The 15,572-nt window shown below is 56.1% G+C and carries 18 protein-coding genes, 1 tRNA gene and 1 pseudogene; 6 read left to right on the top strand and 14 right to left on the bottom strand.

All coding sequences use genetic code 11. The features are described 5' to 3' along the window. Nucleotides 1-913 (top strand): annotated as a pseudogene (locus K5905_RS10265) (ATP/GTP-binding protein); the annotation flags it as partial. 76 nt (nucleotides 914-989) lie between these two features. On the opposite strand, the gene K5905_RS10260 reads toward K5905_RS10265, so the two are convergent. From K5905_RS10260 to K5905_RS10250, 3 genes are all read right to left on the bottom strand, one after another. Then, nucleotides 990-1,256, bottom strand: coding sequence for a DUF2312 domain-containing protein (locus tag K5905_RS10260; protein WP_297583240.1), 267 nt, complete (start codon nucleotides 1,254-1,256; stop codon nucleotides 990-992). 145 nt (nucleotides 1,257-1,401) lie between these two features. Then, the gene (locus K5905_RS10255) at nucleotides 1,402-1,698 is read right to left on the bottom strand and encodes a DUF1244 domain-containing protein (protein ID WP_297583238.1); all 297 of its coding nucleotides are present in this window, start codon (nucleotides 1,696-1,698) and stop codon (nucleotides 1,402-1,404) included. A gap of 41 nt (nucleotides 1,699-1,739) precedes the next feature. Next, on the bottom strand, nucleotides 1,740-2,549 hold the full coding sequence (locus tag K5905_RS10250) for an N-formylglutamate amidohydrolase (protein ID WP_297583235.1): 810 nt from the start codon (nucleotides 2,547-2,549) through the stop codon (nucleotides 1,740-1,742). 596 nt (nucleotides 2,550-3,145) lie between these two features. Between K5905_RS10250 and K5905_RS10245 the strand changes: the two genes are divergently transcribed. Then, nucleotides 3,146-3,577 carry a DUF1036 domain-containing protein gene (locus K5905_RS10245; RefSeq protein ID WP_297583245.1) on the top strand — a complete coding sequence of 144 codons (432 nt, stop codon included), beginning with the start codon at nucleotides 3,146-3,148 and terminating at the stop codon, nucleotides 3,575-3,577. Continuing rightward, nucleotides 3,574-5,010: a pyruvate kinase gene (gene pyk, locus K5905_RS10240; RefSeq protein ID WP_297583232.1), complete on the top strand. Its 1,437-nt coding sequence runs from the start codon at nucleotides 3,574-3,576 to the stop codon at nucleotides 5,008-5,010. The genes K5905_RS10245 and pyk overlap by 4 nt, the downstream gene beginning before the upstream one ends. A gap of 45 nt (nucleotides 5,011-5,055) precedes the next feature. Here the strand turns inward: pyk and K5905_RS10235 are convergent, their stop codons facing one another. The 5 genes from K5905_RS10235 to cpdR all read right to left on the bottom strand — a co-directional run bounded on the left by K5905_RS10235 (nucleotide 5,056) and on the right by cpdR (nucleotide 7,782). Then, a complete protein-coding gene (locus K5905_RS10235; protein WP_297583229.1) occupies nucleotides 5,056-6,063 on the bottom strand; it encodes an alpha/beta hydrolase in 1,008 nt (335 codons plus the stop codon). Nucleotides 6,064-6,109: 46 nt separating this feature from the next. Further along, the gene (locus tag K5905_RS10230) at nucleotides 6,110-6,772 is read right to left on the bottom strand and encodes a tetratricopeptide repeat protein (protein ID WP_297583224.1); all 663 of its coding nucleotides are present in this window, start codon (nucleotides 6,770-6,772) and stop codon (nucleotides 6,110-6,112) included. 161 nt (nucleotides 6,773-6,933) lie between these two features. Next, nucleotides 6,934-7,059: a type B 50S ribosomal protein L36 gene (ykgO, locus tag K5905_RS10225; RefSeq protein WP_006932207.1), complete on the bottom strand. Its 126-nt coding sequence runs from the start codon at nucleotides 7,057-7,059 to the stop codon at nucleotides 6,934-6,936. A 152-nt stretch (nucleotides 7,060-7,211) separates the two neighbouring features. Beyond that, a tRNA-Val gene (locus tag K5905_RS10220) sits at nucleotides 7,212-7,286 on the bottom strand. A 136-nt stretch (nucleotides 7,287-7,422) separates the two neighbouring features. Then, nucleotides 7,423-7,782 carry a cell cycle two-component system response regulator CpdR gene (gene cpdR, locus K5905_RS10215; protein WP_296590183.1) on the bottom strand — a complete coding sequence of 120 codons (360 nt, stop codon included), beginning with the start codon at nucleotides 7,780-7,782 and terminating at the stop codon, nucleotides 7,423-7,425. A 243-nt stretch (nucleotides 7,783-8,025) separates the two neighbouring features. On the opposite strand from cpdR, the gene K5905_RS10210 reads away from it, so the two are divergent. Together K5905_RS10210 and hisN are read left to right on the top strand one after the other, a co-directional pair. Further along, nucleotides 8,026-8,922 carry an N-formylglutamate amidohydrolase gene (locus K5905_RS10210; protein ID WP_297583243.1) on the top strand — a complete coding sequence of 299 codons (897 nt, stop codon included), beginning with the start codon at nucleotides 8,026-8,028 and terminating at the stop codon, nucleotides 8,920-8,922. Nucleotides 8,923-9,182: 260 nt separating this feature from the next. Then, nucleotides 9,183-9,986, top strand: a complete 804-nt coding sequence (gene hisN / locus K5905_RS10205) for a histidinol-phosphatase (protein ID WP_297583220.1) — start codon at nucleotides 9,183-9,185, stop codon at nucleotides 9,984-9,986. 24 nt (nucleotides 9,987-10,010) lie between these two features. Here hisN and K5905_RS10200 read toward each other — a convergent pair whose 3' ends face one another. Together K5905_RS10200 and K5905_RS10195 are read right to left on the bottom strand one after the other, a co-directional pair. After that, on the bottom strand, nucleotides 10,011-11,084 hold the full coding sequence (locus K5905_RS10200; RefSeq protein ID WP_297583218.1) for an alpha/beta fold hydrolase: 1,074 nt from the start codon (nucleotides 11,082-11,084) through the stop codon (nucleotides 10,011-10,013). A 116-nt stretch (nucleotides 11,085-11,200) separates the two neighbouring features. Continuing rightward, complete coding sequence (locus tag K5905_RS10195) at nucleotides 11,201-11,614, bottom strand: hypothetical protein (protein ID WP_297583215.1); 414 nt, start codon at nucleotides 11,612-11,614, stop codon at nucleotides 11,201-11,203. Nucleotides 11,615-11,889: 275 nt separating this feature from the next. On the opposite strand from K5905_RS10195, the gene K5905_RS10190 reads away from it, so the two are divergent. Further along, nucleotides 11,890-12,336 (top strand): Hsp20 family protein, encoded by a 447-nt coding sequence (locus tag K5905_RS10190; protein WP_297583212.1) that lies wholly within the window; start codon nucleotides 11,890-11,892, stop codon nucleotides 12,334-12,336. A 76-nt stretch (nucleotides 12,337-12,412) separates the two neighbouring features. Here the strand turns inward: K5905_RS10190 and K5905_RS10185 are convergent, their stop codons facing one another. The 4 genes from K5905_RS10185 to K5905_RS10170 form a co-directional block, all read right to left on the bottom strand. Then, nucleotides 12,413-13,471, bottom strand: coding sequence for a low specificity L-threonine aldolase (locus K5905_RS10185; RefSeq protein WP_297583210.1), 1,059 nt, complete (start codon nucleotides 13,469-13,471; stop codon nucleotides 12,413-12,415). Between the two features lie 45 nt (nucleotides 13,472-13,516). Next, entirely contained in the window at nucleotides 13,517-14,101 is a 585-nt protein-coding gene (locus K5905_RS10180) for a DoxX family protein (protein ID WP_297583208.1), read from the bottom strand. Nucleotides 14,102-14,147: 46 nt separating this feature from the next. Continuing rightward, a complete protein-coding gene (locus K5905_RS10175) occupies nucleotides 14,148-14,930 on the bottom strand; it encodes a DUF2063 domain-containing protein (protein WP_297583207.1) in 783 nt (260 codons plus the stop codon). Nucleotide 14,931: 1 nt separating this feature from the next. After that, the coding region (locus K5905_RS10170) for a DUF692 domain-containing protein (RefSeq protein ID WP_297583205.1) at nucleotides 14,932-15,572 on the bottom strand (641 nt) is incomplete at its 5' end.

Raw genomic sequence — 15,572 nt, 5'->3', positions numbered from 1 at the left:
CAAGCCCAAGGCCCAGCTGACCGCGAGCGTTTCACCGGTCATCAAAAACCCACCCATTCCTGCGCAAAAGGTTCTCAGAACCGAACAGGAAGCACCGGCGCCGGTTGTTGACCCGGCAGAAACACCGATTGTCGTGGCAAGCGCCGCACCTGGTTTGAAGCCTCAAGACAGCAAAGCTGAAACGCCTGCGATCGCAAGCCCGGCCCCCGCGCCAAATACGCTGGATGCCCAGCGTGTCGCACTCGCAAATGGCACACAGCGGCCATTGACCAACGAGTCCATCGATTCAAGATTCCAGATTGCGCGTGCACCAGCACAGAAGCCCGACAATGGCCTCAGCGAAGCAGCGCAGTTAGCTGCGGCTGAACTGGGAGTTTCAGGCACTCCTCCCGTGCCGAGCACGACACCGACAGACGATCCGGTGGCAGCAATTGCGGCTGCGACCGGAACCAATGTGCCGTCACCGTCTCCGGCACCACGCCCGGAAGCAACATTGGCTTACGCCTCTGCCAGCGCGACACCACCGAGCCTGAACAGGTCCTTGCTGCCGTCAACATCCGGTCAACAGCAAAAACCGCAGCAGCGCGTTGCGGCTGCACAGCCGCAAACGCCGAAAAGAACGCAGCCGTCCTTGTCCGGACGGATCCCTCGGAACCAGATCGTCGACCCGCTTGCCGGATTTGCGAGCCTGCCGGACAAATCCGAGCCGACACTGCTGTCGGGAACCGGAACAACCCGCCACCAGGCCTTTGCATGGTTGAGCCATCCCAATCAGCGTAAGCTGAAAAACGTGATGATGCCGGGCAACAGGTTTGTCGCCGCCAGTTTCGAGAACACTCCTTACGGCGATCTCAGGACGGACCGCTTCGTCGGACCGGCGGTCGTCGTGTTGCCGGTACGCTTCGCCCGGTAGTCTTTCGTTCCGCTAAATCTCATTCAGACAAAAGAAAAGAGCGGCTCAAGGCCGCTCTTTTTTGTCATGCTGCAATTCAACCTTCGGACGGTCCGGGACCGGCCATGCCAAGCGCATGCAGGTAAAGGTCGAGAACTGCTTCTTCCTCTTCGCGCTCATGTGGCTGCTTTTTCCGCAGCGACACGACCTTACGAAGGATTTTCACGTCATAGCCGTTGCCCTTCGCCTCGGCATAAACATCCTTGATGTCGTCGGAAATGACTTTCTTTTCTTCTTCCAAACGCTCAATACGCTCAACAAATGCACGCAGCTGATCGCCTGCAACTCCACCCGGATCGGACATGAAATTTTGTCTCCTTCAATGATTTTCTTGATCTGTTGATCTCGCGGAACCGGCAACTTCAAGACCGCCACCAACTCCGAGTTTGCCGTGCCGTGCCAGACTTGAACTGGCGCGTCAAGCTTCCTGTGCAGGAACGGCGAAATGTTCAGTGCTGAGGTTTGTTCTTCTCAAAAGCGGCCTTCTGTTCAGCGGTCGCTTCGCTCTGGTATTTCGATTTCCAATCCTCATACGGCATGCCGTAGACAATTTCGCGAGCGTCGGCCTTCTCAAGTGATACGCCCTTTTCCGCCGCGGCATCCTGGTACCAGTTCGACAGGCAGTTTCGGCAAAATCCGGCGAGATTCATCATATCGATGTTCTGCACATCCGTCCGATTGCGCAAATGATCTACAAGACGCCTGAAAACCGCTGCTTCCAATTCCTGTTTGGTCTGCTCATCCATAGCGATGATCCCCTCCATAAAAACCTGCGCTCCGTGTGTTTTCAGTCAGCGTCGCAGCGTGATTTAAAATGCTGAACCTTCCGGCAATCGGGCCGCTGCGCGATATCCCGCAGGATCGGCTCCAGCCGGTCTGCCCATTCCTGGACACCCGCTTCGTCGGCAATCAGGTCCTGGCGCAATTCCAGCAGAACCTGTGCCAGGCCACGCACCGTTGCGTGCCGGTACATTGTGTCGTTTTTGAGAGCCCCGTCATATGGTTCATTGTCTCCCACAACAAGCTCGTTCTCGGTCCGCAATCCAAGCAACATTGGCTTTACCGCCCGAGGATCGCAATCCCACAGCACAGTGGCATGCCAAGGGCGTGGAACCCCACGCCAGACCGGAGTAAAACTGTGGATCGAAACGATCACAGGTGGCGCGGCAGCAGACAGCATCTCGTCGAGCGTCTGGTCAATCAGGTCATGATAGGGTTTGTGGAACTGATCGATCCGGCAAGCTCGTTCAGCCGCATCCACTTTTGCATTGCCGGGAACAACGGCGCCATCCGATAACCGCATAATCAGGGTCGGGTCATCCTCTCCCCGGTTGGGATCGATCAAAAGCCGCGAAAATGTCGACAGACACGCCGGCGCATTGAGACGCTCGGCAAGTTCGAGCGTGACGGCACGCGCTCCGATGTCATAACCGATGTGTCGTTCAAATTGCTCTTTGGGCACACCAAGATCGCCATAGCCGGATGGCACCGTATTGCGTGCGTGGTCACACAAAAGCAGGAGACCGGAATTGAAATCGCCACTCACATATTCGATCGGCTGAAAAGGCTCAACGGCCACGGCTGCAGTTTCTGTCATGTCTCGTTTCGTGGAAGATCTTCAGGCTCAGAAGCTTGTCTTGTTCAGTTCGGATCACTTGTCCGGCACATATGATGGTCGCACGGCATTCGCAGTTCCTGAGAAAATGGTTTTTCAAGCCAGAATCTGAAAAATCAGGTCTGCGAGGAAAGTTCAGGCGCACAGGTTTACGGCAATCAGCCTCCAGAACCAAGACCGAATGCGCAAATCCCGATCACGAAACCTCCACGAATCGTAACATCGCCATTTTCACCGGTCGATCGGGAAATCTCTGTGAATACAATCGCTTTTCCAAGGCAAAATGGCATTTGTAAACCGAATATTGACGGCTAACATTTATCTGGAGCCAATCCGCCATGTTCCCGCCCCATTTCTAACCTCATAGGAGATATGACCGTCTACCGGGCACAAGCAACAGGACGGTTTCCGGAAACGAGGTTGGGCGAAAGCTTCAACATAACCTGTTAACGACGTTGACAAGACCCGCTTGTCCACGCAAAAAGCGAATGTCTGTAAAGCAGCAAAGTGAACGACTGCATATGTTTGAGGTTGGGGAACGGTACCAGGTAGGGTCTCGGGCACGCATCAGCGCGCCTATGATGGCTGTCTTGACCGGGTTTCTCGCCTTGCTGTTTCTTTCGGCAACCAGTAATGAAGCCAAGGCCGATCTGCGCCTTTGCAACAAGACCGATAGCCAGGTTGGCGTAGCCATTGGCTACAAGGACAAGACCGACTGGGTTACTGAAGGCTGGTGGAACCTGGCCTCGAACTCATGCGAAACGTTGGTCCCTGGCTCACTGGTGTCACGATACTATTACATCTACGCAGTTGATTACGACCAATTTGGCGAATGGGGTGGCCGGGCATTCATGTGCACCCGGGAAAAAGAGTTCACCATTCGCGGGATTGAGGACTGTGTGGCTCGAGGATTCGAGCGGACAGGCTTTTTTGAAATCGACACGGGTGAACAAAGCAGCTGGACGGTCCAGCTGACCGAGCCCGTGCAACAAGGAACAGGTGGGCGATGAGGCGTAACCGACGAGTCAAAATCTTAGCAACTCTCGGACCCTCCTCCTCAGAACAAGACATCATTGAACAACTGTATCGTGCTGGTGCTGATGTATTCCGCATCAACATGAGCCATACCGATCATGATCGTCTGAAGATGCTTGTCGAACGCATCCGTTCTGTTGAGGAAAATCTTGGACGACCAATCGGAATTCTGGCGGATCTGCAGGGTCCGAAACTGCGCGTCGGAACATTTGCCGACGGTCCGGTCCTGCTGGAGAACGGCGCGACCTTTACACTGGACGCGGACACATCCGACGGCACGGTTGATCGCGTGCATCTGCCGCATCCTGAAATCCTCGAAGCACTCGAGCCTGGACACAGGCTGCTCCTGGACGATGGCAAGGTCCAGCTGACGGTTGTCGAGGCAACACCGACCAAAGCTGTCACGAAAGTGGTGGTTGGCGGCAAGCTGTCCAACCGCAAGGGTGTCAGCGTACCGGATTCGGAAATCGCGACCAGCGCAATGACCGAGAAGGACCACAAAGACCTGATCGCCGCACTCGATCAGAATGTCGACTGGGTGGCCCTTTCCTTCGTACAGCGCCCGGACGATCTGGCCGAGGTACGAAAAATCACGCGTGGCCGCGCCGGCGTTTTGGCAAAGATCGAAAAACCCCAGGCGATTGGTCGTCTGGACGAAATCATCGAACTGTCAGACGCAGTCATGGTCGCCCGTGGCGACCTCGGCGTCGAGATGCCGCTGGAACAGGTTCCTGGCTTGCAGAAACGCATCACGCGGGCATGCCGCCGCGCCGGTAAGCCGGTTGTCGTTGCCACACAGATGCTGGAATCCATGATTTCCGCGCCTGTTCCGACACGCGCCGAAGTCTCAGACGTTGCGACCGCTGTGTTTGAAGGCGCGGATGCCGTCATGCTGTCAGCAGAATCCGCCGCTGGTGATTTTCCGATCGAAGCTGTTTCCACCATGGACAAGATCGCGCATCAGGTCGAACAGGACAGCAACTACCGCAACATCATCTATGCACAACGGGCAGAACCGGAAGCAACCGGTGCTGACGCAATCTCCGCGGCAGCGCGGCAGATCGCCGAGACGCTCAATCTGGCTGCAGTGGTCTGTTACACGACGTCAGGCGCCACAGGCCTGCGCGCATCGCGCGAACGTCCGTCCTGTCCCGTAATCGTGCTGTCTCCCGTTCTGGCAACCGCCCGCAGACTGTCCCTCGGATGGGGCTTGCATTGCGTTGTCAGTGAAGACGCAGCCAACGAAGAAGACATGATCGACCGCGCATGCCGCATTTCCTTTTCCGAGGAATTTGCCAAGCCCGGCCAGCGGATCATCGTCACGGCAGGTGTTCCCTTCGGCACACCGGGTTCGACCAACATGTTGCGGATTGCCTTTGTCGGCAATGACGGACAGGGCGGCATTTGACGATCTAATCGGTTGAAAAGAAAAGGCGGCCGTCGGCCGCCTTTTTTATGCCCGTTCGACTGACCTTTGACAGTGGTCGGAAACACTAGCCATTCCCTCTTCGGCGCGTATTCGGCGGACCAACCCATCCAGCGCGGCAGTAATACAGGAAACATGCGTGTGATGAGGCATGTGACCGGCATTGTCGAGCATGACAAGCTCTGCCTCTGGCAGGGCACTCAAAAGACCCTCGCAATGGATTGACGGCCAGACAACCGTATCCTGTGTCCCCGATACGATCAGAGCCGGTTGCGACAGGGACGAATAACGTTCTGACTGAGCTGTCACCGCTTTCTTCAATTGAGCGATATCACGGGCGTTGGCCTGAAATGTATCGGGTCTGAAAAGCAACGGCACCTTGATTTCTTCGATGTAATCCTCGGGTGCCGTGTCTGGAAAAAACACGTTGCCGATCGCAGCCGGTGCCAGTCTTTCCGCAATCGGCATCATCAGGGTCCAACTGAAAATCTTTCCGATCACCGGCATCGAAGCGACCGTATAATACCAATTTACCCCGCCGGGCCAAGGGTGACTGACAGGTGCGAGAAACACCAGACCTTGCACACGAGCCGGGGCAATCATCCCAAGAGCGGCAGCAACCGCGCCGCCCAGTGAGTGACCGACCACAATCGCTTCTCGTATTTCAAGTTTTTCAAGAAGCCCTGCGAGAAGATGTGCCTGTCCTTCGGGTGTGTCCTGGCCAAATGATTTCCGTCCGGAATATCCCAGCCCGGGACGATCGACGAACAACAGCGGATATTTGCCTTTGAGAACCTTGAGAAAAGCCAGCCTGGTATCATAACCGTTGCCGCTCGCCCCGTGAAGAAACACAAGAGCAGGCACATTTCCACGCTCTTTTTCCGCGGAATAGAAATGATAATGCAGCTTCACACCATCAACGACCGCAAACCGGCCGTCGGGTTTAAAATCTCGCGAAATCTGCCGGACACGCCAAAACGTGTAACCAACAAGCAGAACCGGAATCACCGCAAGCAGGAGAAGAAAAATAGACATGAGATGGACTTAGTGCGTTTGGAAAAATTCCGAGCCTGAACCCGCTTCAGGCGGGTTCTCCCTCGGCTTCCTTTTCCAAATCTTCGATGGCCTTGGCGGCATTTTCCAGGCTGGGATTGACTTCCAGCGCACGCTTGAAGGTTCCAAGCGCTTCCGTCTCGAACCCCAGCCGACGCTGTATGATTGCCAGTCCTGAAAGCGCACCCCAATGTCGCGGCTCAAGCGCAAGCGTCCGCTCGATATCCACCAGCGACTTACCGAAATCCTCGCGCATGTAGTGGACCGTCGCACGTCGATTCCATCCTTCGGCGAATGAAGGCCTCAAAACCACGACCACATCCAGAAGATCAAGTGCAAGCGCATGGTCTTCGGCTTGAATAGCCCTGCCTGCACGCGACATCAGAACATCGACGGTCGCACTGCCCGACTCCATCCAGATCGCCTGGATTTCCCGTGCGGCCCGTTCTGCGGTTTTGGGATCGTCTTTGTCGGCGAGATCGGCATATAGCTGATCCAGGCGGGACTTTTCCTCATCCGGATCAGTCTCTTCAATCACGACCTGGCCGCCCTCGTCCGGCAGATCTTCCGGTATCGGATTGAAATCCTCCGCGGACGGCGGCTCGATTTCCGGCCCGAGATCAGGCACAGGCTGGGCGCCGGCCAGTACGGCACTCATTGAATAGAGAAGGGCAAACACAAAAATCCGCATCCGACGATTATGGATCGTTGGATGCGGCGGTCAATCCGGGAATTTGACACATCTTTGTGCGCGGGTGTTACCTGTCGCCTCCAATCCCTGACCGATGCCTGTTAACCGCTTCAGTCAAAAGATTTTTTTGAAGGCCAACGCCACCCGGCGCAGCAGCAAGATCAGCCCTGGCGTGCCTTGAAACGCGGGTTTTTCTTGTTGATGATGTAAACACGACCCTTACGGCGAACCATGCGGTTGTCGCGGTGGCGGGTCATCAGCGCTTTAAGCGAGTTCTTGATCTTCATGTCACTGTCCCCCGAAAGGGTTCCTGTTACTTTAAACCAAATGAGCGCCCAGGGCGCTCACATCCAATTGGGCCGGTCATGAAGCAGCAGCAAAATCTGCGCCTGTCTTCAGATCAACCCGCGCCTCATGGAACCATCAATCAGCGCAATAATGGTGGGCGTGACAGGGATTGAACCTGTGACCCCTTCGATGTCAACGAAGTGCTCTCCCGCTGAGCTACACGCCCGAATTTCTCGGTAGTCCGACGCTCCAGCGCCGTGGTGGAGTGCGATATAGCGGGGATCGCCAATCTGTGCAACCCCCCTTTTACACCGAACCGACAAAATTTCCGGTGTCCGGCGCACCCCTGTTGAAAGCTGCGTTCAGGCAGCCAGCATACGTTCCACTTCCTGCACCAAGTCCTTGAGGTGGAAGGGTTTCGACAAGACCTTCGCATCCTTTGGTGCATCCGATTCCGGGTTCAGCGCAACGGCGGCAAAACCGGTGATGAACATCACCTTGAGGTCCGGATCCAGCTCCGTTGCCCGCCGGGCAAGCTCGATACCGTCCATCTCCGGCATAACGATATCCGTCAGAAGTAGGGAAAACGGTTCTTCGCGCAAACGTTCATAGGCGCTTTTGCCGTTGTCGAAGGAAACGACATCATACCCTGCATTTTCCAGCGCCTTGGCCAAAAACCGGCGCATGTCATTATCATCCTCGGCAAGCAGAATTCGCGACATCGCAAACGACCATTTCTCTTAATATTGTTGTTGATGCATGTTCACCTTCAGCCGGTTATAGCCCGAAATCCGAAGAATGATAGGAAGAATTGGTTCTCCTAAGCTTTTGACCTCTCGACTGTGGACTGTGTGTTGATTCCTTGGCACCATGGGGCAACGCGATCATGAAACAGTCTCGCACGGCATGGACCTGAAAGCGCAACAAATGGGACACATCATTTGACGGATAAAAAACACCCATCCATTGAGACGCCCTTCGAAGCTGACTTTAATGGCTTTCCGGCTTTTGATGTACTTTGTCCGGCGGATCAGCGACTTCCCTATGTATTCAATTCGCCTCATTCCGGGCGTCAGTATTCGGAAAATTTTCTTGCATCCTCAAGGCTTGATGAAACATCCATCCGCCGGTCAGAAGATGCCTATGTCGATGATCTCTTCGCACATGTTGTTCCTCTGGGCGCACCGCTCTTGAGGGCACATTTCCCCAGAGCCTATCTCGATGTAAACCGCGAACCTTACGAACTGGACCCGAAAATGTTCGAAGGCCGGCTACCGCCTTATGCCAACATCAGGTCCATCCGTGTCGCCGGCGGTCTGGGTACGGTGGCGCGGATTGTCAGCGAAAACCATGAGATCTATCGACAACGACTGCCAGTCGAGGAAGCGCTGAGCCGGGTCGAGGAAATCTACAAGCCCTATCACACGACCTTGCGCCGATTGCTCGCACAGACGCACGTTACATTCGGCTACGCCGTCCTGATCGACTGCCATTCAATGCCTTCCACCGTCAAATGCCAGACCACCGATACCCGTCCGGATTTCGTTCTGGGCGATCGGTACGGCACCAGCTGCAACAGCGACCTGACGGATTTTGCGTATTCCATCCTGAAAAACATGGGCTATAGCGTCAGCCGGAACAAGCCTTATGCCGGTGGGTTCATTACCGAGCATTACGGCAGACCTTCAAGCGGCCTGCATGCCCTGCAGATCGAAATCAACCGCGGTCTCTATATGGACGAAGCCACGCATCGGCCCTCGGCCGGGTTCGGCGACCTCTTCAACAGCTTGAGGGAATTCGCTCGCGAACTGACCTCCATGCCCGACGCGGCCCTGCCTGCTGATTCCATCGCTGCAGAATAAAAAGAAGGCCGCACTCAAAATGAGGCGGCCCGAGTCTAGGGAGGAAACGCCCAAGGAGGGCGATGCGACATAACATGCCGCACCGCAATAATATCGCACCGCACCGCACAAAATTCAACCCGCCCCGCGTTGAATCCTGATCATATATTGAGCAAATGGTCAGGTTTTGCGGATTCATTTTTCAGCAGAACGGGGTATACAGGCAATAAACTGGACATTCTTTGACAAACGAACCGGATTTCACGGTACGGAGGGAATTCATGACGACGATGCCTGTTTCCAGCTCAAACGAGTTTGCGCCTTTCCTAGACAGGCTTGCAGAAGTCGCCAGCAAGGCCATCATGCCTCACTTCCGGCAAGGGTTTGATATTCAAAACAAATGGGATACCGGATTCGATCCGGTAACGATCGCCGACAAGAACGGCGAAACCGCAATGCGAGCATTAATCAACAGCACTTATCCGGATCACGGGATCCTGGGAGAAGAGCACGGTCCGGAGAACCTCGACGCAGAACATGTCTGGGTTCTCGATCCGATCGACGGCACCCGGGCCTTCATCACCGGCCTGCCAACCTGGGGCGCCCTGATCGGATTGCGCACCTCAGGAATGGCCAGCCTCGGCATGATGGCCCAGCCGTTTATCGGCGAAAGGTTCGGTGGCGATTGCCAGACGGCCTGGTATCAGGGCCCCCTGGGCACAAGAACGCTCAAAACCCGGGACTGCGCTCGCCTGGAAGAAGCAACTATTTTCACAACGACACCCGCCCTGTTTGACGAAGGCGAGCGGACCGCATTCGATCGCATTGAAAACTCCGTACAGCTGTCGAGATACGGTACGGATTGCTACGCTTACTGCATGGTTGCCGCCGGTCACGGGGATGCGGTGATCGAAACCGGCCTTCAGTCATATGACATCGTCGCTCTCGTGCCGATCATTGAAGGTGCCGGCGGTGTGGTGACCACATGGACAGGCGGTTCTCCTTGCGACGGTGGACAGATTGTCGCCTCAGGCGACCCGCGCCTGCATGAAATCCTCCTGCGGGATCTCGCCAACCAGGCTTGAGCGATCACGTTGTCGCTGTCGGGATCACTGTCTGGCGCGTTCAAGTTCCTGTTCGGCTTCAAGCCCGGGGATGAACGCGTCGAACGCAGCCCAGAACTGATCGCGGTAAATATCCCGCTCCATCATCAGCTCGTGCGCAGAGCCCGGAATTTCCACATAAGCTGCTGCTTTGGCCCGCGACACGAAGTCCTCGATGGCCGGTGTTGACACAATCCTGTCGTTGCCGGCTGCAAGCATCAGGCAGGGAAGTTTCATGTTTGGACCGGCGCCTCTTTTGCGCAATGGAAGCATGGTCCGGACCGCTGCGTTTACCCAACCCATCGTCGGCGCACCGACCCCGAGCTCCGGCGCCGCTTCCAGAACGGAATTGAAACGCTCGAATCGGATTCTGTCGGACGTCTGGCGATTGTTTTCATAGGGCACAAAGATCTCACCATTGCCACCCGGGACAAAAACCCGCCCCAGACCGACTAGCGAAAACAATCTGGCGATCGCAAAGCCTACTTTTTCAATGAGTGCGGACGTTTTCGGCGCGCCTGCCTTAAGGGGTGGTTTGCCCAGCAATCCGAATGTGATCTTCCTCAAGACCTTGCGTCTTGCGGCAGCCAGATCCGGCGCCCAGCTTCCCGAGGGCAGACCGAGCAGAGGCGCGGTGATCACAGCGCGGTCCAGCATGGTCCTGAGCCTTTCGGTGTCGGACAGGAGAACCAGTCCTCCAGTGGAATGCGCCAGCGCAAAATGCGGCCCGGGATAGGTCGCCAGTGAAACCTCCTTCAGAACAGTTCGCAGATCGATCCGGAATTTCCGAAAATTCGACACATGCCCCCGTCGCGGATTACGGGTCAGCCGTTGCGAGCCCCCCTGTCCACGCCAATCGAACGTGACCACCGCGAACCCCCGGGACCGCAGGTTCTCGATCACCTCGAAATACTTTTCGATAAATTCAGCCCGCCCCTGCAGCAAGGTCACCGTACCACGCCTCTGGCGCCCAGCTGCGTGCCAGTGAGCATAGCGGATGCGAATACCGTCGGAGGTCGTCACAAACCCGGATTCGGCGCCTTCCGGCACTGGGTTGTCTGGATGATCAACTAGGGTCATGGCAGTCCGATTCACTTAGGCGACACTCTGTGATAGCGGGGTTCAGCCGGGGCGACAACAAACTTGAGGCCGGCACCGGTGGCGCCAGCCTCAATCGGGACCGAATGACGGCCCTCTTACCAACGGTATTGCCAGTGCCCGCGCTGTCCGGCCGGGCGGCTCCGCACAATATGGGCAGTACGGGAATCAACGACCATCCGCATCGGCATGCCGCGCCAGCCGACGGCCTTGACGATATACATCGGGCCACGGCGGTCCAGGATCTTTATGCGATAAAATCCACGATGGCGGAGGCTGCGACGTATCTGACGCGGACCCAGTTCCCGGTATCCCCTGTTTCCATGCCAGCCGCCGCCATGACGCCCCTGACCCCGGCGATGATCGACCTTGATGACAAGTTCGGACTTCACGGGTTGAAGCTGACGTTCAGCACCAAAGGGAGCGGCGGACGCGACAGGTGCAAAACACAAGGACGCCAGCAAGAGGGTTCCGGCGATCGGTGCGGAAAGTTTCGAAGCTTTGGCAAACATTTCAAGTCTCCTGATCTCACTGCCAGCGCCGTGCTGACGTTGATCACAAGATGCAGGACACCGGTTGAACCCAAGCGGAAGAGGTTATTCATGTTGTGTTCATGTCGGAGGAATTTCCGGTCGGATCGCCCCTCTTGAAAAGGAAAAACCCAGTTCCCATCTGTCTTCTTGCAGGCGCCAATACGGGTCTGCATCACACCCCTGTCCCGCCAAATCCGGGGGATCGGGATACCAAAATCAGTGAAGTATCAGTTGCTCAAAGAGAGGACAGACACATGCGTCACTTGGACTTTTCTCCGCTTTACCGGTCGACCGTCGGGTTTGACCGTCTTTTCTCGATGCTGGACACCGCCGGCAACGAAACCCCGAGCTATCCGCCCTATAACATTGAACGGACGGGCGAAAACGCCTACCGGATCACCATGGCGGTTGCCGGATTCACCGATGCAGAGCTGTCGGTGGAAGCTAAAGAACACGTTCTCACCATCAAAGGCGAGAAATCCGAAGAAGATTCCGATCGGGAAATTCTTTACCGCGGCATCGCAGCGCGCACTTTCGAGCGCCGCTTCCAGATTGCCGAGCACGTTCGCGTCGAAGGTGCCAGCCTTGAAAACGGCCTGTTGCACGTAGACCTCGTGCGGGAAATCCCGGAAGCCATGAAACCGCGCAAGATAGAAATCTCATCCAGCGGATCGAAGCAGATCGAAACGACTGCCCACTAATGGCTTGATCTTGTAGACCAAGATTGACAAGCGGAGCGCCTGAAATCCTCAGGCGCCCCGTTTTGCGTTTCAACGCTCAAACCGCTGCGCCGAGCGTCTCCAGGAACGTATCCACATCGGTTTCGGCCGTCGCGAAGCTTGTAACCATTCTCAGGCACACTTCGTCTTCGCCAGGTGCGATCGTCTCCGGCAGATCCTTGGCGGCCCATTCGTAAAGTTTCGCTCCGGCTGCCTCGAGCTTTTCAAATTGGCTGCGCTTCAGGATCGGAAACACTTCATTGGCTTCCACGGCCCAGGCAGTGCGTCCGCCCTGCGCGCGTATGCCCTCTGCGAGCTTGGTCGCCATGTCATTGGCATGGGCTGCCGTTGCCAACCAGCTGCCATCGCTGAAATAACCATCGAACTGCGCGGCAACGAACCGGCTTTTGGAAAAGAGATGTCCGCCCCGCTTGCGGAAATATTCAAAACCTCTGGCTGCTTCCAGATCGAAAAAGACAACGGCTTCCGCACACCAGCAACCATTCTTGGTTGCTCCGAAAGACAGGACATCGACGCCAGCCTTCCAGGTCATGTCAGCAGCCGAGCAGCCAAGCGTCACAAGCGCATTGGCAAAGCGGGCGCCGTCCATATGCAGCGGCACGGAGCGCGCATCAGCAACCTGTTTGATGGCATCGATTTCTTCCAGGGTGTAAACGGTGCCGCATTCGGTCGCCTGGCTGATGGAAACGGAAGCGACCTGTCCGTGATGCACAACGCCATGGGGAAAGGCGGTCATGGCTTCGCGAAGCGCGGTCGGCGTGATCTTCGCACCATCACCTGGGATACCGACCAGCTTGCCACCGCTCGTCATGAATTCGGGGCAATTGCACTCATCCACCTGGATATGGCTTTCCCGATGGCAGAATATCGCGCCGCCTGGCCTGGAATGGGCTGCAAGCGACAGCGCATTTGCGGCGGTGCCTGTCGCCACGAAATAGACGGCCACTTCCCGCTCAAACAGATCGTTGAATTTTTGACCGACGCTGTCGGTCAGCGGATCAGTACCGTAGGCTGGCGAATAGCCAGTATTGTGGCGGGCCAACGCCGACATCACCGCCGGAGCTGCACCCGCCCAGTTATCACTTGCGAAATTCATGTGCCGGTTTAATCACCTGATCGCAAAACCGGCAACTGGATTTTCTTAGTAGTACATTTCCCGCTTGCGGTAGTAGGACCCGAGCAGCCAATCGAGGGAAACAACCCCCGGCCCTTTCAGGGTCGGTACCAGCAGCAGGAAAATCCACAGGAGACGGTCGTCGGAAATGATGGCGTATGGCTTTGCGTCGAACAACGCACCGATTGTTTGCGCATCGGCACCATGTCCGGTGATGTCGACATAGGTCATGACGATAATGAAGACAATCATCCCAAGGCTTGCAAAACGTGTGAACAATCCGACCACAACCATCACCGGCAGGGCGAATTCCCCCCAGGTGCCAAGCAAAACCAGCAATCCGATCGGAAAAAAGGCAATCTGACTGGTGTCATAGCTCACCTGCTCCATCAGCTTTGGAAACATCTGCGCATAGGCACCGGCGGTCGGCGTGAAAATATTCATGATACTGCCGCCGATTTTGGTCATCGCTGAATTCAGGAAAAACTGAAGCAACACGGCCGCGAAAATGAAACGCGCGGCCAACCCAAGAAACCAGCCGTTCGTAATGCGTTCAATGGCACCGAACACCATCGTATACAGCCTGACGAAAAATCCGATCAGAACACCCATAAATTCCCCCTTCCCTTTCCTACGTGAACTTCAGGCCGTTTATAAATCAAGACACTTGAAGGTCAGTAAAAACACCATTTGAAAGTAAATCCGACAGACATTCGGACAACGAAAATTCGCTGACGCTCGATAGTGCGTCTTCTGCGGCCTCGGCGAGAGGTTTTCCATCCGCCAGGGAAGTCAAAAACACAGCCCCACCGGGCCTTAACAGCAACAACTCGACATCCAGCTCCGGGCGCGTAACCAGTACTGACTGGGACAGCTGCAGATCGATTTCAAGTTCCGCGTCTGGTTCGAACCGGTTGGCACGCACCAGATCCCAGACCGGCCATCTGGAGTTGATCACGCTCGCCGCAGGATGAAACACAAATCGCACAGATCCGAGACGATCAGGTTCAACCTCACCCAGAGCGACCGGGTCCAGGGCGTGCGCATCGCCGGCATGAAAGGCCTGCAACCAGGCCCATTCAAGCCGCGCCACATCCGCAAGATAAGGATAGGCTTCAAGCGGCGGGAAGGCCTCGATGAAATCCGCAAAACCACCGCCATACCAGATAAGAACCGGTGAGTTCGGCGGTTCCTTCAAAACATAGGCACGCGCCAGAGCCTTGAAATAGTCTTCGCCAAGCAGATTGCCAACGGCCGGAAACGTTCGCTCCAACGCCTCGACAAGGCTGACGATCACATTGTTCCGGTAGACATTGAATCGCTTTGGCGCGGTCTTCCCGTCAGGTCCGACAAGACCGGCTGGTGTATCGCTGTCGGGATCCCACAGAGCCTGACCGAAATCACCGGTACCGATATTCGCGATTGGCTTTTGCGTAATCATGTCAGACCGCGCGTTTCAAGCCGGTCCCGGCAACCTGTGCCAGGATACGGTCCGCGGCTTGCGCCTCCGACAGAAGTACCGGCCAGGCGGGCACATCATTGTCCCATTCAATCAGTGTCGGTAAGGCACCAGTGCACCGGACAACGCTTTCATAAAGTTTCCAGACGGCCGCGTCGACCTCGCGATCATGAGCGTCAATCAGCAATGGCCGGCCGGCATCATCCTGGTCCGGCGCGTGTCCTCCAAGGTGAATCTCGCCGACAGCAGCCATCGGGAACTCCGCAAGATAGGCTCCGGCGGACCGTTCGTGATTGATGCAGGAAACGTGGACATTGTTGACGTCAAGCAAGAGACCGCAACCCGTGCGGCGCGCAACCTCCTTCAGAAAATCCAGCTCACTCATCGTGCTCTGCTCAAACGCGACATAAGTCGAAGGATTTTCCAGCAGCATCTTGCGCCCGACAACCTCCTGCACTTCGTCAATATGATCGCACACGCGAGTCAGCGTGTCCTGGTCATAGGGAACCGGCAAAAGATCGTTGTAATAGGTCGTATCGTGGCTCGACCAGGCCAGGTGTTCGGAAAAAAGACCCGGTTCATATCGCTTGTTAAGGACAGCCAGTCTTTTGAGATGATCCTGGT

It is taken from the genome of Roseibium sp. (assembly GCF_025698965.1).
Lineage (GTDB): Bacteria > Pseudomonadota > Alphaproteobacteria > Rhizobiales > Stappiaceae > Roseibium.
Note: the sequence above shows the minus strand (reverse complement) of the source record. Positions and strands in the feature narration are given on the sequence as shown.